A 17,855-nucleotide genomic window follows, 5' to 3' on the forward strand; every position below is an offset into this window, starting at 1 on the left:
GTGGCAGGTCCATAGCATGGCGCACGCCCCTTGGGGTAGTGTTGCTGCCGTGTCAGGTAGGATGCCGGACACCTGACTTCATGGGAGACACGGTCCGGCCAGGGGTGGTGAGCGGCAATGAACGAGGAGCTGGCCATCACGGTGGGCACCGCGGCGCGGCAGGCCCGCGAGCGGCAGGGCCTGACCCAGGGCGACGTCGCCAGCCAGGTGGGCATCGCCATGGAGGTCTACAGCCGCATGGAGCGCGGGCGCGTGCTGCCCAGCTCCACCACCTTGCGCCGCCTGTGCATGGTGTTGCGCATCCGCGCGGACACGCTCTTGGGGTTGGACGGGCCTCAGCCCCCGGACGAGGCGCTCACGCTGGCCCTGGCGGACCGCGAGGAGGATCCGCCCGCCCTGCGCCGGCTGGTGCGCGCCCTGCGGCCCCTGGATGAAGAGGCCTTGAAGGCCATGGGGCTCATCATCCAGGGCGCGCTCGCGCTGCGTGTCAGGCCCTGAAAACTTGCGCCCCGGGGGAGAGGTGCAAGGTTTTGCCGCGTGCCCGCCCCGGTGAATGAAAAGCTGAACACGGTGTTTGGAGCCGCCGCCCGAGACGCCCGGCTGCGCCTGGGACTCACGCAGGCGGACGTGGCGGAGCGCGTGGGCATCGCCATGGAGGTCTACAGCCGCATGGAGCGCGGCCGCATGCTGCCCAGGGCCCAGACCCTGCGGCGGCTGTGCGACGTGCTGTCCGTGTCCGCGGACGCGCTGCTGGGCGTGGGGGCGCCTTCCGCTCCGGCGCCGTCCCGGTCCCCGCCGCGCGAGGAGGACTCGCTGGAGCTGCGCCGCCTGGTGCGCACGCTGCGCGACCTGGAGCCCCGCCAGCTCAAGGCCGTGGCCCGCGTGGTGCGCACCGTGGTGTCCGTCATGCCCCCGAAACCGGCGCCCGGGTCCCCGTCCACTCCCGCCCCTCGGAAGAAGCCGCGGACCGTTCGCAAGCGCCGCGCTGGCTAGAGCAGACAAATCCTCCCGGACTGCAATGGCGTGGCCGCTCGCCTGTCCTCCTGACCCGGGGGCCGGGCCTTCGGGTGGGGCCCTCTCCCCAATGGCAGACAAGTGGGGTAGCACGGGCCACACGCATGCTTCCTCCTCCGACGCCCGCGGATGAGCCGCGGCGCCTCCAGGCGCTGCGTTCGCTGTGTCTGCTGGACACGCCCGCGCACGAACGCTTCGACCGCATCGTGCGCGCCGCGGCGCACCTGTTCCGCGTGCCCATCGCGCTCGTCACGCTGGTGGACGAGGACCGCCAGTGGTTCAAGGCCCGCCACGGCCTGGACGCCCCGCAGACACCGCGCGAGCAGTCCTTCTGCGGCCACGCCATCCTCACCCCCGCCACCTTCGTCGTGCCGGACGCGCTGAAGGACCCGCGCTTCCACGACAACCCGCTCGTGCTGGGCGCCCCCTTCGTCCGCTTCTACGCGGGCCACCCGCTGCGCGCCGCGGACGGCAGCCGCGTGGGCACGCTGTGCCTCATCGACTCGCAGCCCCGGGACTTCCCGGAGGGGGACCGCGCCGCGCTCGCGGACATGGCCGCCTGGGCGGAGGGCGAGCTCAACGCCCTGGATGAGCGCGAGGCCCGCACGGCGCTGGAGCAGCAGGAGCGCTTCTTCGAGGTCTCCGTGGACATGCTCTGCATCGCCGCCATGGACGGCACCTTCCTGCGCCTGTCGCGCGCCTGGAGCCGCACCCTGGGCTTCTCCGACGCGGAGCTCTACAGCACGTCGCTGGTGGACCTGGCCCTGGAGGAGGACCGCGCCGCCACCGCGCGGCACCTGTCCCGCGCGCACGAAGGCGTCCCCGTCCTCCAGTTCGAGCACCGCGCCCGCTGCCGCGACGGCACCTGGCGCTGGCTGCAGTGGAACGCCGTGCCGGACCCGGCGGAGGGGCTGCTCTACGCCGTCGCCCGGGACGTCACCCAGGCCCGCAAGCTGGAGGAGGAGCGCCAGCGCGTGGAGCGGATGAAGAACGAGTTCATCGCCACCGTGAGCCACGAGCTGCGCACGCCGCTCACCTCCATCCGCGGCTCGCTGGGCCTGCTCAGCGGCGGCATCGTCGGTTCCCTGGAGCCCGAAGTGGCGCAGATGGTGGGCATCGCCCACAAGAACAGCGAACGGCTGCTGCGCCTCATCAACGACATCCTGGACCTGGAGAAGATGGAGTCCGGCCGGCTGGACCTCCACCTGGCGCCCACGGAGGTCGCGCCGCTGCTCGCCCAGGCGCTCCAGGCCCACCAGGGCTACGCGGACGAATACGGCGTGCGCCTGGAGGCCGTGGTGGACCTGCCCCACGCCCGCGCCCGCGTGGACGAGGACCGCTTCATCCAGGTGCTGGCGAACCTGCTCTCCAACGCCATCAAGTTCTCCCCCCAGGGCGAGCGCGTCACCCTGTCCCTCACCCGCGAGGACGGCGCCCTGCGCGTGGGCGTGCAGGACCGCGGCCCCGGCATCCCGGAGTCCTTCCAGGCCCGCGTCTTCCAGAAGTTCGCCCAGGCGGACGCGTCCGACACCCGCAAGCGCCCCGGCACCGGCCTGGGGCTCTCCATCGCCCACGGGCTGGTGGCCCGCATGGGCGGCACCCTGCGCTTCACCACCTCGCCCACGGACGGCACCCGCTTCTCCTTCGACCTGCCGGAGTGCGAGCCCGGGCCTGAAGCCGCCTGACGGACATCCAGTTCCCCCTGCCTTCCGTACGGCGATCCAAACCCGTCTCCCTGGAGCACTCCCTCCCATGGCGAAAATCGAGAAGGTCCTGCTCGTGGACGACGAGGATGACATCCGCACCATCGGGCAGCTGAGCCTGAGCCGTGTGGGGGGATGGAAGACGGTGCTCGCGTCCTCCGGCGCGGAGGCCCTGGAGAAGGCGGGCCAGGAGGGCCCCGACCTCATCCTGCTGGACGTGATGATGCCCGGCATGGACGGGCCCACCACGTTCGGCCGGCTGCGCGCCCAGCCCGCCACCGCGAACACGCCCATCATCTTCATGACCGCCAAGGTCCAGAAGCAGGAGGTGGCGCGCTACCTGGAGCTGGGCGCGGTGGGCGTCATCGGCAAGCCGTTCGACCCCATGACCCTGCCGCAGGAAATCCGCCGCCTGGTGCCCTGATGGAACCCCGCCTGTCCAAACGCTCCGCCGCGCTGGCCGCCGGAGCCCTGGTGCTGCTGTGTGCCCTGTTCATCCTGGGCCGCCCGGGCTCCACCGCCGACCACGACCGCTACCGCACCCAATTGCGGCAGCTGCGCGTGGCCACGTCGGAGCTGGAACAGGACGTGCTGCGCCAGCGCGTGGGCATGGCGCAGCTGCACGGCGCGTCCGACAAGGACTTCGACGCGCTGTCCGCCCGCGCCCATCAGCTGCGCTCGGCGCCCGGCTTCCTCCCTGCGGAGGGGATGCGCTCGCTCAACGCCTCCCTGGACACGTACCTGCGCGTGCTGGAGGGCTCGCGCGCGCTCCTGACGGCGGCCCGCGAGAAGGACCAGCGGCTGGCCGCCCTGCGGGAGGCCTACCCTGGCGTCGTCGCCGCCACCGCCGCCGCGCTGCCCCCCGGCGCCGCGCGCGCGCACGTGGAGGCCATGGACGCGGACGTGCTGCTCGCCTCGCGCGCGCCGGGAGAGGCGTCGGGTGCGCGCGTGGAGGCCTCGCTGGCGCGCCTGGCCCAAGCGCGCGGGAAGCAGCCGCTGGCCGCCCCCGCCATCGTCTCGCTGGACGCCCTGGAGGCCCGCACGCGGGAGCTGATGGCGCTCCAGCGGGCCACGGACGCGTCCTTCCAGGCGCTGCTGGACCACGGCGCCACCGGCGAGGCCGAGCGGCTCATCACCACGTACCTCCAGCTCCAGGAGCAGTCCCAGGCCCGCGCGGAGCGCACGCGCATCGTCCTGTTCGGCGTGTGCCTGCTGCTGGTGGTCTACGTGCTCGTGGTGCTGGTGCGGCTGGCGCGGGCGTCCGCGGCGCTGAGCGAGCTCAACCGGGGGCTGGAGGAGCGCGTGGCGGAGCGCACCCAGGCCCTGTCCGCCGCGAGCGCGGAGGCGCGGGCCAGCGACGCGCGCAAGGCCGCCATCCTGGAGGCGTCGCCGGACGGCATCGTGGTGCTGGATGAATCCGGCCGCGTCGTGGAGTTCAACCCCGCGGCGGCGTCCCACTTCCGCCTGCCGTCCGCGCGGGCGGTGGGCGCGGACTTCCTGGCGCTGGCGCTGCCCGCGACGCTTCCGGCCTCGCAGCGGGAGGCCGTCCACGCCGCGCTCCTCCAGGAGAGCGGCGCGGCGCGATTGGAATCGCCCTGCCTGCGCGCGGATGGCGACGTGTTCCCCGCAGAGCTCACCTTCGCGCGCGTGCACGCGGACGGCCCGCCGCGCACCACCGTCTTCGTGCGCGACCTCACGGAGCGCAAGGCCGTGGAGCGGATGAAGAACGAGTTCGTCTCCACCGTGAGCCACGAGCTGCGCACGCCGCTCACCTCCATCCGAGGCTCGCTGGGCTTGCTGGAGAACGGCATCGTGGGGGAGCTGCCCTCGCAGGCGCTGGACATGGTGCGCATCGCGCGCACCAACACCGAACGGCTCATCCGCCTCATCAACGACATCCTGGACCTGGAGAAGATGGAGTCCGGGATGCTGGAGCTGAAGCTCCAGCCTCAGACGGCGCAGGACCTGGTGGAGGCCACGCTCGCGGGCGTGCAGGGCATGGCGGAGACGGCGCACGTCACCCTGCGCTCGGACGTGGAGGGTGCTCCGCAGGTGAAGGGCGACCGGGACCGGCTCATCCAGGTGCTCACCAACCTGGTCTCCAACGCCATCAAGTTCTCCCCCCAGGGCGCCTCCGTGGTGGTGACGGCCGGCTTCACGGCGGACGGCCGGGTGCGCTTCAGCGTCACGGACCAGGGCTCCGGCATCCCGGAGGAGAAGCTCCCCCGCCTCTTCGGCCGCTTCCAGCAACTGGACGCGTCCGACACCCGCTCCAAGGGCGGCACCGGCCTGGGGCTGGCCATCTCGCAGGCCATCGTGGAGCAGCACGGCGGCCGCATCGACGTGTCCAGCCCCCCGGGCCAGGGCGCCACCTTCCACTTCACCCTGGAGTCCCTGCGCGCGCCGTCCGTCGCGCCGCGGCCCCGGGACGAGTCGCGCCACAACGTGCTCATCGTCACCGCGGACACGGAGCTGTCCGCGCTCCTGCGCGGCCTGCTGTCGCATGAAGGCTACCGGGTGGTGCGCGCCGCCACGCTCACGGAGGCCATGCAGGCGGTGGAGCACGCGCTGCCGGACGCGCTGCTGGTGGACACCCAGATGCCGGACGGCACCGTGCTGGACTGGGTGCGCCGCCTGCGGGAACAGCCGCGCACGCGCGAGCTGCCCGTGCTGGCCCTGTCCGGGCGCTCGCAGCAGCAGGGGGTGAAGGACGCGGGCACGGCGCTGCTGGTGGACTGGCTGCCCACGCCCGTGGATGAAACCCGGTTGCTGAAGACACTGAGGTACGCCATGCGCCAGCCGGGCCAGGCGCGCGTGCTGGTGGTGGACGACGACGCCACCACGCGCCGGGTGCTGTGCGCGCAGTTCGAACGGCTGGGCGCGCTGTGCATCGAGGCGGCGGACGGAGAGAGCGCGGTGGCGCTCGCGCGCGACACGCCCCCGGACCTCATCGTGCTGGACGTGGGGCTGCCCCGGCTGGACGGCTTCGAGGTCGTGGACATCCTGCGCCAGGGCAAGGGCCGCGCCACGCCGCTCATCGTCTTCACCGGCCGCGAGCTGTCGCGCACCGACCAGCGCCAGCTCACCCTGGGCCTCACCCGGCACCTGACGAAGGCCCGCGCTTCCGAAGAGGAGCTGGTGGCCTCCGTGCGGGAGCTGCTCAACGGACTGCTGGCCCGCCGCGACGCCGCGGCCGAGCCCCGAAAGGCGATGCCATGAGCACCGCGCGCAACGACAAGACGCTGCTCTTCCTGGAGGACGACCGCGACCTCCAGGCCCTGGTCTGCGCCTTCCTGCGGGACAGGGGCTACCAGGTGACCCCGGCGCGCACCGCCGCCGAGGCGCGCGAGGTGCTCCAGTCCAAGCCGGTGGACGCCGCCATCGTGGACGGCCTCCTGCCGGGCATGACGGGCGCGGACTTCATCCGGGAGCTGCGCAAGTCGAAGCCGGACCTGCCGGTGCTCTTCGCGTCCGCCTTCTGGAAGGACCTGAAGAGCCACGAGCTGCTCACGCGCCAGTTGGGCGTGGCGCGCGTGGTGCACAAGCCCTACCGGCCGGAGGAGCTGGCGGTGTGGCTGGAGCAGCTCTTCGCGGTGGCCCAGCCGCCGCCCCCGCCCCAGGAGGCGATGGAGGAGGCCGCCCCCGCGCCCGTGGACGACTTCGCGGTGAGCCTGGCCCTGCTGAGCGCGGACTATGGCGCGAAGCTGCCGGAGCGGCTGGCCACGCTCCAGGCCCTGCTCGGCAAGGGGCGCCACGGCGACGCAGCGGCCCTGGATGAGGCCTACAGCGTCGTGCACAAGCTGCACGGCACCGCGGGCAGCTACGGCTTCCGCGACGTGAGCATCGCGGCGGGCGCGCTGGAGGACGTGATGCGTCCGGTGAAGACCGGGGGCGCGCTGGACTGGGCCCGCGTGGACGAGGGCTTCCGCGCGCTGGAGGACCGCGTGTCGCTGCCGGTCCTCACCCCGGAGCCGGAGCCGGAAGAGGCCGTCGTCGCCGCCATGGGCACGCTGCTCGTGGTGGACGAGGACACCTCCGTGCTCGCGGACGCGCGCCGGATGGGCGAGCGCGAAGGCGTGCGCGTGGTGACGGCCGCCACGCCCCAGGAGGCCTGCGCCGCCGTGGAGAAGCAGTGGGTGGACGGGGCGCTCCTGCACATGGGCCCCGCGGGGCTCGCCACCGCGAGCGCGCTGCGCGCGATGGAGGGCCACCAGTCCCTGCCGCTGGCCTTCTCCAGCACGGGCGGAGGCCTCCAGGAGCGCGTGCACGCGGCGCACGCGGGCGCGTCGCTGTTCCTTCCCCGGCCCTTCACCCAGCAGGACTTCGCCACCGCGGCGGAGCGCCTGGTGGCCACGCGCCGGCTGGAGCGCGCGAAGGTGATGGTGGTGGATGACGACCCGGAGGCGGTGCGCGCCCTCTCCCAGGCGCTGGTGAGCGACGCCGTGGAGGTCGTGGGACTGGAGAACGCCTACGGCCTGCTGGACGCGCTCGCGCAGCACCGCCCGGACCTGCTGCTGTTGGACGTGCAGATGCCCGGGCCCAGCGGGTTCGACCTGTGCCGCATCCTGCGCCTGACGCCGGAGTGGCAGGAGCTGCCCATCCTGCTCATCACCGCGCAGGTGGGGCTGGAGTTCCGCCTGGCCGCGTTCCAGGCCGGCGCGGATGACTACCTGGCCAAGCCCGTGCTGAAGGAGGAGCTGCGCGCCCGCGTGCACGCGCGGCTGGAGCGGGCCCGGCTGTCGCGCGAGCGCACGGAGCGCGACGCGCTCACCGGACTGATGCTGCGCCGTCCCTTCGTGGAGGCGGTGGGCACGCGGCTGTCGGAGGCGCGCCGGAGCGACAAGCCGCTGGCGCTGTGCTTCCTGGACGTGGACCACTTCAAGAAGGTGAACGACCAGCACGGCCACCTCGCGGGGGACCGCGTGCTGATGCGGCTGGGACGGCTCCTGGGCGCGCGCTTCCGCCGCGAGGACCTGCGCGCCCGCTGGGGTGGCGAGGAGTTCGTCGTCGCGCTCCTGGGCGAGTCCGCGGAGAGCGCGAAGGAGATCCTCTCCCGCACGGCGGAGGAGCTGTCCGCGATGACCTTCGAGGGCGACGCGGGCGGGACCTTCCACGTCACCTTCAGCGCGGGGCTCGCGGTGGCGCCGCACGACGGCACCACCCTGGACGAGCTCTTGCGCGTCGCCGACGCCCGGCTCTACCGGGCGAAGGAGAACGGCCGGAACCGCATCGAAACGGAGTGACGCCCGCGCGTCACGGCTCCGCCAGCACCAGCAGCCCGCGTGACAGGTCCACGACGTACACGTGCCCGTCGCCGGGCACCCGGATGCCGATGGCGCCCTGGTAGAGGCTGTCGGTGCTGCGCGGGTGCGCCTCCTGGAAGGAGTCGAAGGCGGCGATCTCCTTCGGGCGCTCGGGCTCGGCCACGTCGAAGACGCGCACGCCCTCGTGGTACCAGGCCACGTAGAGCCGCGTGCCCACCAGCATCATGTTGTGGATGGACGTCTGCGGGCGCTTGCGCACCTCCGCGATGAGGCGGATGTGGAGCGGGTCGGTGACGTCCAGCACGCGCAGGTGTGCGCCGGGGCGCTCGCCACCCTCGAAGGCGATGGTGCGCCCGTTGAAGGTGCCCACCGCGTTCGCGTGGCTGTACTGGCCGTCGAAGGCATACAGGCCCAGCACGGGCGTCACGTCCGGGCGGGTGACGTCCACGACGGCGTAACCGGTGGTCGTGTGGTTGATGTAGAGCCGGTCGTGGTAGGCGAACGCGTCGTGCGGATAGGCGCCCTGTTCGTGGGGCACGATGATGCGGCTGAGCAGCCGGGGCTCCAGCGGCGAGGCCACGTCGAACAGGAGCGTCTCCCCGTTGGGGGAGGGGGACATGGCGTACAGCCGGTCGCCGTCCACGAACACGGTGTGCACGTTGATGGCGCCGCCGGGCAGCGCGCGCACGTACCGGGGATCCGCCGGGTTCGTGATGTCGTAGACGATGACGCCGGAGCCGCCGCTGGCGACGTAGAGCGCGTCTCCCTTGGCCCAGACGCCGTTCCAGTAATTGTCGTTGGGCAGGCTCACGCGGGTGACGAGGACGGGGTGGGCCGGGTCGCTCACGTTGATGACGCTCAGGCCGCCGGCCTCCTCCTTGCCGCGCGGCAGGGACACCACGTAGGCGTGGCCCTTCGTGACGTAGACGTCCACGGGGTCGCCCACCGGGATGGCGGTCTCGGAGACGAGGCGCATGCCCTGGGCGCCCGTGGGCGCTTCGTGGGACAGGTTCATCCGCCGGGCGTCGAAGGTGCCGGAGTACTCCGGCACACCCTCGGTGCAGCGCACGAAGCAGCCGGTGATGCGGCCGGGCTCCGGCACGCGGCAGCCCGCGAGCGCGTACTGCTGATGCTTGTTGGCGGAGGTGATGTACTCCCCGGTGACGAAGAGCCCCTCGGGGCCCACCTGGTTTCGCACCAGGGGGTTGCCCAGGAAGCTGGGAGGGGTGTCCAGGCGGAAGCCCACGCCGAACGCGCTGAGGGCGTTGTAGCGGAACAGGGCCTGGTAGACGCCGGAGGACTCCACGGCGCCCACCGAGGCCAGGTCACAGCCGGCCAGCTTGAAGCTGGCCGGGTCGGAGCAGTTCGCGCTCGGCTTCGCGTAGCTCGCGTCCATGCACGGCTCGGTGGGGACCACGTCGATGTAGTCGGTGAGCTCGTCGGGGGGCGTCGGCTCCGACGGGCCCGGGGCGGGCTCGTTGGAGTCGCTACAGCCGGACAGGGCCAGGGCGCACGCGAACAGGCCCGTGCCCAGGAGGCGAAGGGAGGACGTCATGGGATGGAGGCTCCAGCGCGGAAGCTTCGCGGTCCACGGCCGACGCGAAGTCGCGGGGAGTCTAGCTCATGGCTGCTCGGAGAGGATGAGCAGCCCCCGGGAAGTGTCCACGACGTAGATGAAGCCGTCCCCCGGCACGCGGATGCCGATGGCGCCCTCGAGCGGCGAGCCCGTGCGGTCCGGGTCGGTCTCCCGGTACGTGTTGAAGTACGCGACCTCGCGCGGCTTCGGCGGCACCGACACGTCCAGCACCCGCACGCCCTCCTGGTAGTGCGCGACGTACAGCTTCGAGCCCCGGAGGCGGATGTCGTGGATGGAGGTCTCCGGGCGCAGGGCGTACTCGCCAATGAGCTTCATGTTCGCGGGGTCGGTGACGTCCAGCATGCGCAGGTGCGCGCCGGGGTGATCGCCACCCTCGAAGGCGACGGTGCGGCCCGCGAAGGTGCCCACCGCGCTCGCGTGGGAGTTCTGACCGTCGAAGGAGTATCCGCCCATCGGGTACACGGACTTCGTGTCCGCCACGTCGAAGGCCTGGTAGCCCGCTTCCGTGTGGCTCACGTAGAGGCGCTCTTCGTACACGAAGGCGTCATGGGGGCCGCTGCCACCGGCGCCCAGGGGCACCCGGTTGATCTCCACGGGCTTGAGCGGTGAGGACACGTTGAAGATGAGCACCGCGTCGCCGGGCGCCGCGGCAGTGGCGTAGAGCCACTTGTCCTCCACGAACACGCTGCGCACGTTGAGGGGGGCATCGGTCACGGCGCGCACGTACCGCGGATCCGCGGGCTTGGAGATGTCGTAGACGAGGACGCCCGAGCTGGCGCTCGCGATGTAGAGCGCGTTGTCCTTGGCCCACACGCCGTTCCAGTTCGAGTCCCCGGCAAGCTGCACGGTCTTCGTGAGCACCGGGCGCGCGGGGTCCCTCACGTCGAACACCGCCAGGCCTCCGGGCTTGCTGGCCGTCCCCACGGCGACCACGTACGCGTGTCCCTTCGTGACGTAGACGTCCACGGGCATGCCCAGGGCGAGAGAGGCCTCGGACACGAGGGTGAGGCCGGAGGACTCGGACTCACCGCGTGCCCGGATGCCCGGGCGCGTCGCGGTGAAGGTGCCCACGGTGCCGACCTTGCCCTGGGCGCACTGGACGTAGCAGCCGTTGATGCGGTCGGGCGTGGGCCGGGTGCAGCCCATGAACACCAGGTCCCCGGCCGAGGTGAAGAACGAACCCGCGCCAATCTCCTGCCGGGTCAGTGCCTGGCCGGAGAGGGTGCCCTTGCCACCCTCGCGCGGCAACTGGAGGGTGTAGCTGGAGGAGGCGCTGTCGCCCGAGGAGGGGCGGGTCTTCAGGGAGTAGAGGCCCACGCTGTCCAGGTCATCGAGCGCGCCGGGAGCGCACGTGGACCGGTCGAAGAGGGACACGTCGTCGCACGCGACGGCCGCGGCCCCGACGGCGAGCGTGAAGGCGCAGTCCGAATAGGGCCCCGGGTCCACGGAGTCGGTGCGCTCGGGGAGAGCCTCCGCGCGGCCGTCCCAGGGCGCGGTGTTCCTTTCGGGAATCCCATCCATGTCACCGCTGAAGGGGGATGAAGACGAGGAGCAGCCGGTCAGGGCCAGCAACAGGAACCAACGGGGGAATGGCGTCATGTGGAGCGTCCTTGGAAACGGTTCGGACGCAGGAACGCTCCCCCCACGCGGAGTGACTGAAGTCGCCTCCATCCCGCAAGCATCTCCCCGCATGAAGAGAAGGCTCTTGCGCTCCGGGCCGGGTAGGCTCACGCGCACGCCATGGCCCTCACGCGTCTGGACATCGCAGGCTACCGCTCCGTGCGTCAGCTCCACCTGGAGCTGGGGCCGGTGACCGTGGTGGTGGGCCCCAACGGCAGCGGCAAGACGAACCTGTACCGCGCGCTGTACCTGCTCGCGGCGGCGGCGGAGGGCCGGCTCGCGCGAACGCTGGCGGACGAGGGCGGCACCTCGAGCGTGATGTGGGCCGGCCCCCGTGACCCCAAGAAGCCGGCGCGCATGCGCGTGACGGTCGACCTGGACGACCTCACCTACGAACTGCAGTGCGGCGTGGTGCCCACGTCGCCACCCCAGACGATGTTCACCCTGGATCCGGAGGTGAAGGAGGAGCACCTCTGGGCGCACGCGGGGGGCCGGCGTCTGGTGTTGATGGAGCGCAAGGACCGCACGGCCTTCATCCGGGACGCGGACGGTCAGCGCATCACGTTCCCCACGGAGCTGTGGGGCTCGGAGTCGGTGATGGATCAACTCGCCGAACCGCACCGCTTCCCCAGGCTGGGCGAGGTCCAACGCACGCTGAGCGCGTGGCGCTTCTACCACCACTTCCGCACGGATCCGGACGCGCTGCCCCGGCACCCGCAGGTGGGCGTGCGCACGCCGGTGCTCGCGTCGGACGGGCGCGACCTGGCGGCGGCGCTCCAGACCATCTGGGAGATTGGGGATGACCGCGCCCTGGAGCAGGGCATCGACGACGCCTTCCCCGGAGCGAGGCTGGAGATCCGCGCGGAGAACGGCCGCTTCAGCCTCTTCCTGCACATGCCCGGCCTGTCGAGGCCCATGGCCGCGCCGGAGCTGTCGGACGGAACGCTGCGCTACCTGTGCCTCCTGGCGGCGCTGCTCAGCCCCAGGCCGCCGCCGTTCCTCGCGCTGAACGAACCGGAGACCAGCCTGCACCCGGACCTGCTGGAGCCGCTGGGCCGGCTCATCGTGCGAGCCTCCGAGGACAGCCAGGTCTGGGTGACGACGCACGCGGAAGCCCTGGCGAACGTCATCGCGGACAAGACCGGCACCTCGCCCGTGCACCTGGAGAAGCAGCAGGGCGCGACGACGGTGAAGCGCGACGGGAGCGACGAATGACCCCCGGCCTCTACCTCACGCACAAGCCCGTGGGCGCCACCAGCTTCGCCACCGTCCGGGCCTTCCAGGAGGAAGCGCAGGCAACGAGGCCCGGCCGCCGCACGGCGCTGTGCCACGGCGGCACGTTGGATCCGTTCGCGGAAGGGCTGCTGCTGATGCTGGTGGGCCCGGCCACGCACCTCTTCGAACACCTGCACGCGGCGCCCAAGGTCTACGAGGCCCGGGTGGAGTGGGGCACGGAGACGGACACCGGAGACCTGCACGGCCGCCCCGTGCATCAGGGGGACACGGCCGCGCTCACGCCCGGACAACTCGAAGCCGCGCTGCGCCCGTTCCTCGGCTGGACGGATCAGGTGCCCCCCGCCACCAGCGCGAAGAAGCTCGGCGGCGAGCCCGCCTATCGCAAGGCCCACCGGGGCGAAGCCGTGGACCTGCCTCCCTCGCGCGTGTACCTGCACACCGCGCGCTGGCTGTCGCACGACCTGCCCAACGCCAGCACGCTGGAGCTCACCTGCCGGGGCGGCTACTACGTCCGCTCCCTGGCCCGGGACCTGGGGCGCGCGCTCGGCTGCGGCGCGCACCTCTCCGCGCTGAAGCGCACGGCCATCGGCCCGTGGAAGGACCCGGGCCCCGGCGCGCGCATCGAACGGCACGGCCGCGACCTGCTCCCCTGGACGCACTCGCGAGCGCTCACGGACCAGGACGTGGGAGCCCTGCGCCAGGGGCAGTCCATCGCCGCCACGCCGCTCCAGCCCCCAGAGTGGCGCCTGCCCCCGGGCTACCCGGAGCCACCGGGCCCGGTGCGCGGCTTCCACCAGGGGAAGTTGACCTTCCTGCTCACCCCCAGGGACGGAGCCCTCTGGCCCGAGACAGAGCTGCGCGGCGGCGTCTAGAACGGGCGCCCCATGGCGCCACCCGACCTGAAGACCGTGGAGCTCACCCCGGAGCTCTGGCCCGACCTCGAGAAGCTCTTCGGCCCCAACGGCGCCTGTGGCGGCTGCTGGTGCATGTACTGGCGCATCCCGGAGGGCGAGCGCTACGACGACGTCCGAGGCCCCGAGGCAAAGCGCCGCTTCAAGGCCCTGGTCGCGAGCGGAGAGGCCAGGGGCATCCTCGCCTACGCGGATGGCCAGCCGGTGGGCTGGGCCACCTTCGGCCCGCGCCGCCACTTCTCGCGCCTGGACCGGGCCCCCAGCTTCAAATGCGACGACGCGGACGCCGTCACCTCCGTGCCTTGCTTCTTCATCCACCGGAGCTGGCGCAACCAGGGCGTGGCCACCGCGCTGCTCGCCGCCGTGGAGGCCGCGGTGCGCCGCGAGGGCGCCGCCACCCTCGAAGGCTATCCGGTGAAACCGCCCCAGGGCTCCGCGCGTATCAGCAACGCCATGGCCTACACGGGCACGCTCCCGTTCTTCCTCAAGCGGGGCTACGTCCACGTGGCGGACCGTCCCGCCGGCAAGCAGCGCGTGCGCAAGGCGCTCAAGCCCGCGCGCCGGAAGTGATGCCTTTCGTCACCACCCCGGGGGCGGGGGGGATGGTGACAGTCATCACCGCTGGTGACTGTTGTCACCACCCCGGTTTTCGCGTCATCGCCGCGTAACCCCATGGAATCCCTCAGGGTGGGGTGACCCGGCGGGCTGGCACGACGCGAGCAATAGGTCCCGGCATGACCGCTTCCGAAACGGAAGCCGCTCCTCCCGGAGATCAAAAATGACCATCACCAAGTCCGCTTCCGCCGCCGTCGCCACCGCCCTGAACAGCAAGCCGGCCCTCGGCAACAAGGAGCTCGCGGTCCTGCGCGGCACCTCGTCCCCGGCGAAGCAGGCGGCGGAGATGAAGGCCACCCTCAACAACATGAAGTCGCAGATGGAAGGCCTGAAGTCGCAGCTCGCGGACCTGAAGGCCCACCACCACAACCACGTCGGCGACCGCTTCTCCACGCAGGGCCACGGCTGCTGGGGCCCGCGTGACAACTGGCAGCCCAAGGACCTGGGCGCCATGGTGGAGATGAACAAGCTGAACCAGACCTCCGGCTCCATCGGCGCGGAGCAGTTCGCGGACAGCATCGAGGCCGCGGTCGGTGACCTGGACGGCCAGGCCGCCTCCGGTGAGTACCGCGCCGTGGCGGACTGGGCCGCCAACAACCGCGAGCGCCTCACCCCGGAGGCCCGCCAGGTGATGGACATCTACAGCAAGTACGCGGCCCTCTCCCAGGCGCGCGGCGAGTCCGGCATCCCGCAGGGCGACTTCAAGAAGATGCTCGCGGAGATGCGCGACGTGGGTGACGCCAGCGCGAAGAAGGCGCTCGCCAACCTCGACAGCAAGACCCACGGCGGCACGGTCTCCGGCCAGGACATGGCCCGCGCCATCAAGAACGGCACCGCGGACCACGACGGCCAGGCCGGCGGCGCGGAGCTGAAGGAGTTCGAGAAGTGGGCCTCCAAGAACGAGAGCCGCCTGTCCCCGGAGGCCAAGGAGGTCCTGGACGTCTACCGCAAGCACACGAAGGCGGCGCAGGCGCAGGGCCGCACCGGTCTCACGGACAAGGAGACCGCCGCCATGAACAAGGAGCTGGCCCAGGTGGGCGCCGGTGACGTGAGCGCCCGCAAGGCCACGGAGGCGCTCGACAAGGAGCAGGGCCCCATCTCCGGCGAGGACCTCACGAAGGCCATCAAGGACGGCATCTCCGACAAGGACGCCCACGCCTCCACCTCCGAGCTGAAGGAGTTCGAGAAGTGGGCCGCGAAGAACGAGAGCCGCCTCACGCCCGAGGCCAAGGAGGTCCTGAAGACCTACCAGCAGGCCGCGAAGAAGGCCGGCAAGGACGGCATGACCCAGGCGGAGACGGACGCCATGTTCAAGAAGATGGAGGGCTTCAAGACCTTCCACGACAGCTCCATGCGCGACGCGCTGGAGGGCCTGGACTCCAAGAAGGGCAAGATCTCCGGCAACGACCTGACCGCCGCCATCGAGAAGGGCGCGGGCGACCTGGACGGCCAGGCGGCCGGCACCGAGTTCACCGACACGATGAAGTGGGCGCGTCAGAACTACGACCGCCTCACGCCGGAGGCGAAGAAGGTGGTCGACACCTACGAGAAGTACGCCACCCGCGCGCAGGCCCAGGGCTCCACGGGCATCGACCAGAAGGACTTCAAGAAGATGATCAACGAGATGAAGTTCGTCAGCAACCCGCGCCCCACGCGCCCCGTGTTCTTCGCGGCCTGAGTTGAAGTGGGGGGATTGAAGTCAGAGGGGTCCCGGACCTTCGGGGGAGGGTCCGGGGCCCTTCTTTTTTCTACAGGCGCGTCAGTGCTTCTTCGCCTTGGCGATGGTGGCGTGCGCCTCCTTCACCACGTTCTCCACGGTGAAGCCGAACTTCTGCTGCAGCGCCTTGATGGGGGCGGAGGCACCGAAGCTGCGCATGCCGATGATGCTGCCCGTGTGTCCCGTCCAGCGCTCCCAGCCGAACGCCGCGCCCTTCTCCACCGCGACGCGCGCCTTCACGGAGGGAGGCAGCACGCTGTCCTGGTAGTCCTGGGGCTGCTGCTCGAACAGCTCCCACGAAGGCATGCTCACCACGCGCGCCTTGACGCCCTCGGCCTTGAGCTTCTCCGCGGCCTCCACCACCAGCGCCACCTCCGTGCCCGTGCCGATGAGGATGACGTCCGGCGTGCCGCCCTCCGCCTCCAGCAGCGTGTACGCGCCCTTGGCCACGCCGGACGCGGGAGCGAACTTCGTGCGGTCCAGCGTGGGCACCGGCTGGCGCGACAGCACGAGCACCACCGGGTGGTGCTGCTGCCGCGCGATGTAGCGCCAGGCCTCGGTCACCTCGTTGGCGTCGCCGGGGCGCAGCACCACGTTGCCCGGCACCGCGCGCAGGGACATCAGCTGCTCCACCGGCTGGTGCGTGGGGCCGTCCTCGCCCAGGCCGATGGAGTCGTGCGTGAAGATGTGGATGGACGGAATCTCCATCAGGGACGACAGGCGCATGGCGGGGCGCTCGTAGTCACTGAAGATGAGGAACGTGGCGCCGTAGCCGCGCACGTGGCTCAGGTTGAGGCCGTTCACCACGGAGCCCATCGCGTGCTCGCGCACGCCGAAGTGGATGTTGCGGCCGGAGTACTCGCCCGGCTTGATGGACGTGGAGCTGGAGATGTACGTCTTCGTGGACGGGTTCAGGTCCGCGGAGCCGCCGACGAGCCACGGGTAGTTCTTCGCCAGCGCGTTGAGCACCTTGCCGCCGGACTCACGGGTGGCCATGCCCTTCGCGTCCGGGGGGAACACCGGCAGCTCCTTGTCCCAGCCCTCGGGCAGCTCGCGCTTGAGCAGCGCGTCCAGCTCGCGGGCCAGCTCCGGGTGCTGCTTGCGGTAGTCCGCGAACGACTTCTCCCACGCGTCGTGCAGCGCCTTGCCGCGGGCGCCCAGGCGCTCCTGGAAGCGCTGCTGCACGCCGTCGGGCACCAGGAACTGCGCGTCCTCGGGCCAGCCGTAGGCCTTCTTGGTGGCCTTGATTTCGTCCGCGCCCAGGGGCTCGCCGTGGGCGCTGGCGGAGCCCTGCTTCTTGGGCGAGCCGAAGCCGATGAACGAGTTGACGATGATGAGCGTGGGCTTGCCGCGCTCGTCCTTGAAGGACTTGTAGGCCTTGGACAGCGCGTCCAGGTCGTTGGCGTCGGTGACCTTGAGCACGCGCCAGCCGTAGCCCTCGAAGCGGCGGCCCACGTCCTCCGTGAAGGCCAGGTCGGTGCTGCCGTCGATGGAGATGTGGTTGCTGTCGTAGATCCAGCACAGGTTGGGCAGCTGGAGGTGGCCCGCGAGCGAGGCGGCCTCGGACGCCACGCCCTCCATCATGTCGCCGTCGCCGCAGAGGGCGTAGACGTCATGGGTGAACAGGTCGAAGCCGGGCTTGTTGAAGTGGGCGCCCAGCCACTTGCTGGCGATGGCCATGCCCACGCTGTTGGAGACGCCGGCGCCCAGGGGGCCGGTGGTGGTCTCCACGCCGGTGGTCCAGTGGTACTCCGGGTGGCCGGGCGTGGCTGAGTCCAGCTGGCGGAAGTTGCGGATGTCGTCCAGGGACACGGCCGGGACGTCCAGGACCTTGGCGTCCTTCACGCGCTTCACGCCGGCCAGGTGCAGCAGGCTGTAGAGCAGCATGGACGCGTGGCCATTGGACAGGATGAAGCGGTCGCGGTCCGGCCAGTTGGGCGTGGCCGGGTCGTAGCGCAGCTCCTGCTGCCACAGCTGGTAGGCCACGGGAGCCAGCGCCATGGGCGCGCCCGGGTGGCCGGAGTGGGCCTTCTCCACCGCGTCCATGGACAGCGTGCGGATGGTGTTGATTGCCTGGGTATCGATCTTCTCGGTCGTCATGCGGCCTCCCGCGCTGAGCCTGCGTCGCGGGCGCACCATGCCGTAACTGGGTCCGCCGCGCCGCACCAAACGCGCCCG

Annotated in this window: 13 protein-coding genes; 10 read left to right on the forward strand and 3 right to left on the reverse strand. The window is 71.4% G+C overall.

Translation table 11 applies throughout. The features are described from left to right. The first annotated feature begins 117 nt into the window (after nt 1-117). From JYJ93_RS03970 to JYJ93_RS03995, 6 genes are all read left to right on the forward strand, one after another. Nucleotides 118-498 (forward strand): helix-turn-helix transcriptional regulator, encoded by a 381-nt coding sequence (locus JYJ93_RS03970; RefSeq protein WP_206786673.1) that lies wholly within the window; start codon nt 118-120, stop codon nt 496-498. Nucleotides 499-537: 39 nt separating this feature from the next. Beyond that, the gene (locus tag JYJ93_RS03975; RefSeq protein ID WP_269012899.1) at nt 538-993 is read left to right on the forward strand and encodes a helix-turn-helix transcriptional regulator; all 456 of its coding nucleotides are present in this window, start codon (nt 538-540) and stop codon (nt 991-993) included. Between the two features lie 125 nt (nt 994-1,118). Next, nucleotides 1,119-2,699, forward strand: coding sequence for an ATP-binding protein (locus JYJ93_RS03980; protein ID WP_206786674.1), 1,581 nt, complete (start codon nt 1,119-1,121; stop codon nt 2,697-2,699). Between the two features lie 67 nt (nt 2,700-2,766). Beyond that, a complete protein-coding gene (locus JYJ93_RS03985; protein ID WP_014400722.1) occupies nt 2,767-3,141 on the forward strand; it encodes a response regulator in 375 nt (124 codons plus the stop codon). Next, nucleotides 3,141-5,936, forward strand: a complete 2,796-nt coding sequence (locus tag JYJ93_RS03990) for an ATP-binding protein (protein ID WP_206786675.1) — start codon at nt 3,141-3,143, stop codon at nt 5,934-5,936. The genes JYJ93_RS03985 and JYJ93_RS03990 overlap by 1 nt, the downstream gene beginning before the upstream one ends. Further along, nucleotides 5,933-7,960: a response regulator gene (locus JYJ93_RS03995; RefSeq protein ID WP_206786676.1), complete on the forward strand. Its 2,028-nt coding sequence runs from the start codon at nt 5,933-5,935 to the stop codon at nt 7,958-7,960. The genes JYJ93_RS03990 and JYJ93_RS03995 overlap by 4 nt, the downstream gene beginning before the upstream one ends. Before the next feature lie 10 nt (nt 7,961-7,970). Here JYJ93_RS03995 and JYJ93_RS04000 read toward each other — a convergent pair whose 3' ends face one another. Beyond that, entirely contained in the window at nt 7,971-9,536 is a 1,566-nt protein-coding gene (locus JYJ93_RS04000; RefSeq protein ID WP_206786677.1) for a hypothetical protein, read from the reverse strand. A gap of 66 nt (nt 9,537-9,602) precedes the next feature. Beyond that, a complete protein-coding gene (locus JYJ93_RS04005) occupies nt 9,603-11,177 on the reverse strand; it encodes a hypothetical protein (RefSeq protein ID WP_206786678.1) in 1,575 nt (524 codons plus the stop codon). A gap of 141 nt (nt 11,178-11,318) precedes the next feature. On the opposite strand from JYJ93_RS04005, the gene JYJ93_RS04010 reads away from it, so the two are divergent. The 4 genes from JYJ93_RS04010 to JYJ93_RS04025 all read left to right on the forward strand — a co-directional run bounded on the left by JYJ93_RS04010 (nt 11,319) and on the right by JYJ93_RS04025 (nt 15,638). Beyond that, nucleotides 11,319-12,413, forward strand: a complete 1,095-nt coding sequence (locus tag JYJ93_RS04010) for an AAA family ATPase (protein WP_206786679.1) — start codon at nt 11,319-11,321, stop codon at nt 12,411-12,413. Continuing rightward, complete coding sequence (gene truB, locus JYJ93_RS04015) at nt 12,410-13,306, forward strand: tRNA pseudouridine(55) synthase TruB (protein ID WP_206786680.1); 897 nt, start codon at nt 12,410-12,412, stop codon at nt 13,304-13,306. Before JYJ93_RS04010 ends, truB begins: the two co-directional genes overlap by 4 nt. A 12-nt stretch (nt 13,307-13,318) precedes the next feature. After that, nucleotides 13,319-13,915: a GNAT family N-acetyltransferase gene (locus JYJ93_RS04020; protein WP_206786681.1), complete on the forward strand. Its 597-nt coding sequence runs from the start codon at nt 13,319-13,321 to the stop codon at nt 13,913-13,915. 208 nt (nt 13,916-14,123) lie between these two features. Further along, the gene (locus tag JYJ93_RS04025; protein ID WP_242543661.1) at nt 14,124-15,638 is read left to right on the forward strand and encodes a hypothetical protein; all 1,515 of its coding nucleotides are present in this window, start codon (nt 14,124-14,126) and stop codon (nt 15,636-15,638) included. 81 nt (nt 15,639-15,719) lie between these two features. Here JYJ93_RS04025 and tkt read toward each other — a convergent pair whose 3' ends face one another. Then, entirely contained in the window at nt 15,720-17,777 is a 2,058-nt protein-coding gene (tkt, locus tag JYJ93_RS04030; RefSeq protein ID WP_206786682.1) for a transketolase, read from the reverse strand. Nucleotides 17,778-17,855 lie beyond the last annotated feature (78 nt).

It is taken from the genome of Corallococcus sp. NCSPR001 (genome assembly GCF_017309135.1).
In the GTDB taxonomy this organism is placed as follows: Bacteria; Myxococcota; Myxococcia; order Myxococcales; family Myxococcaceae; genus Corallococcus.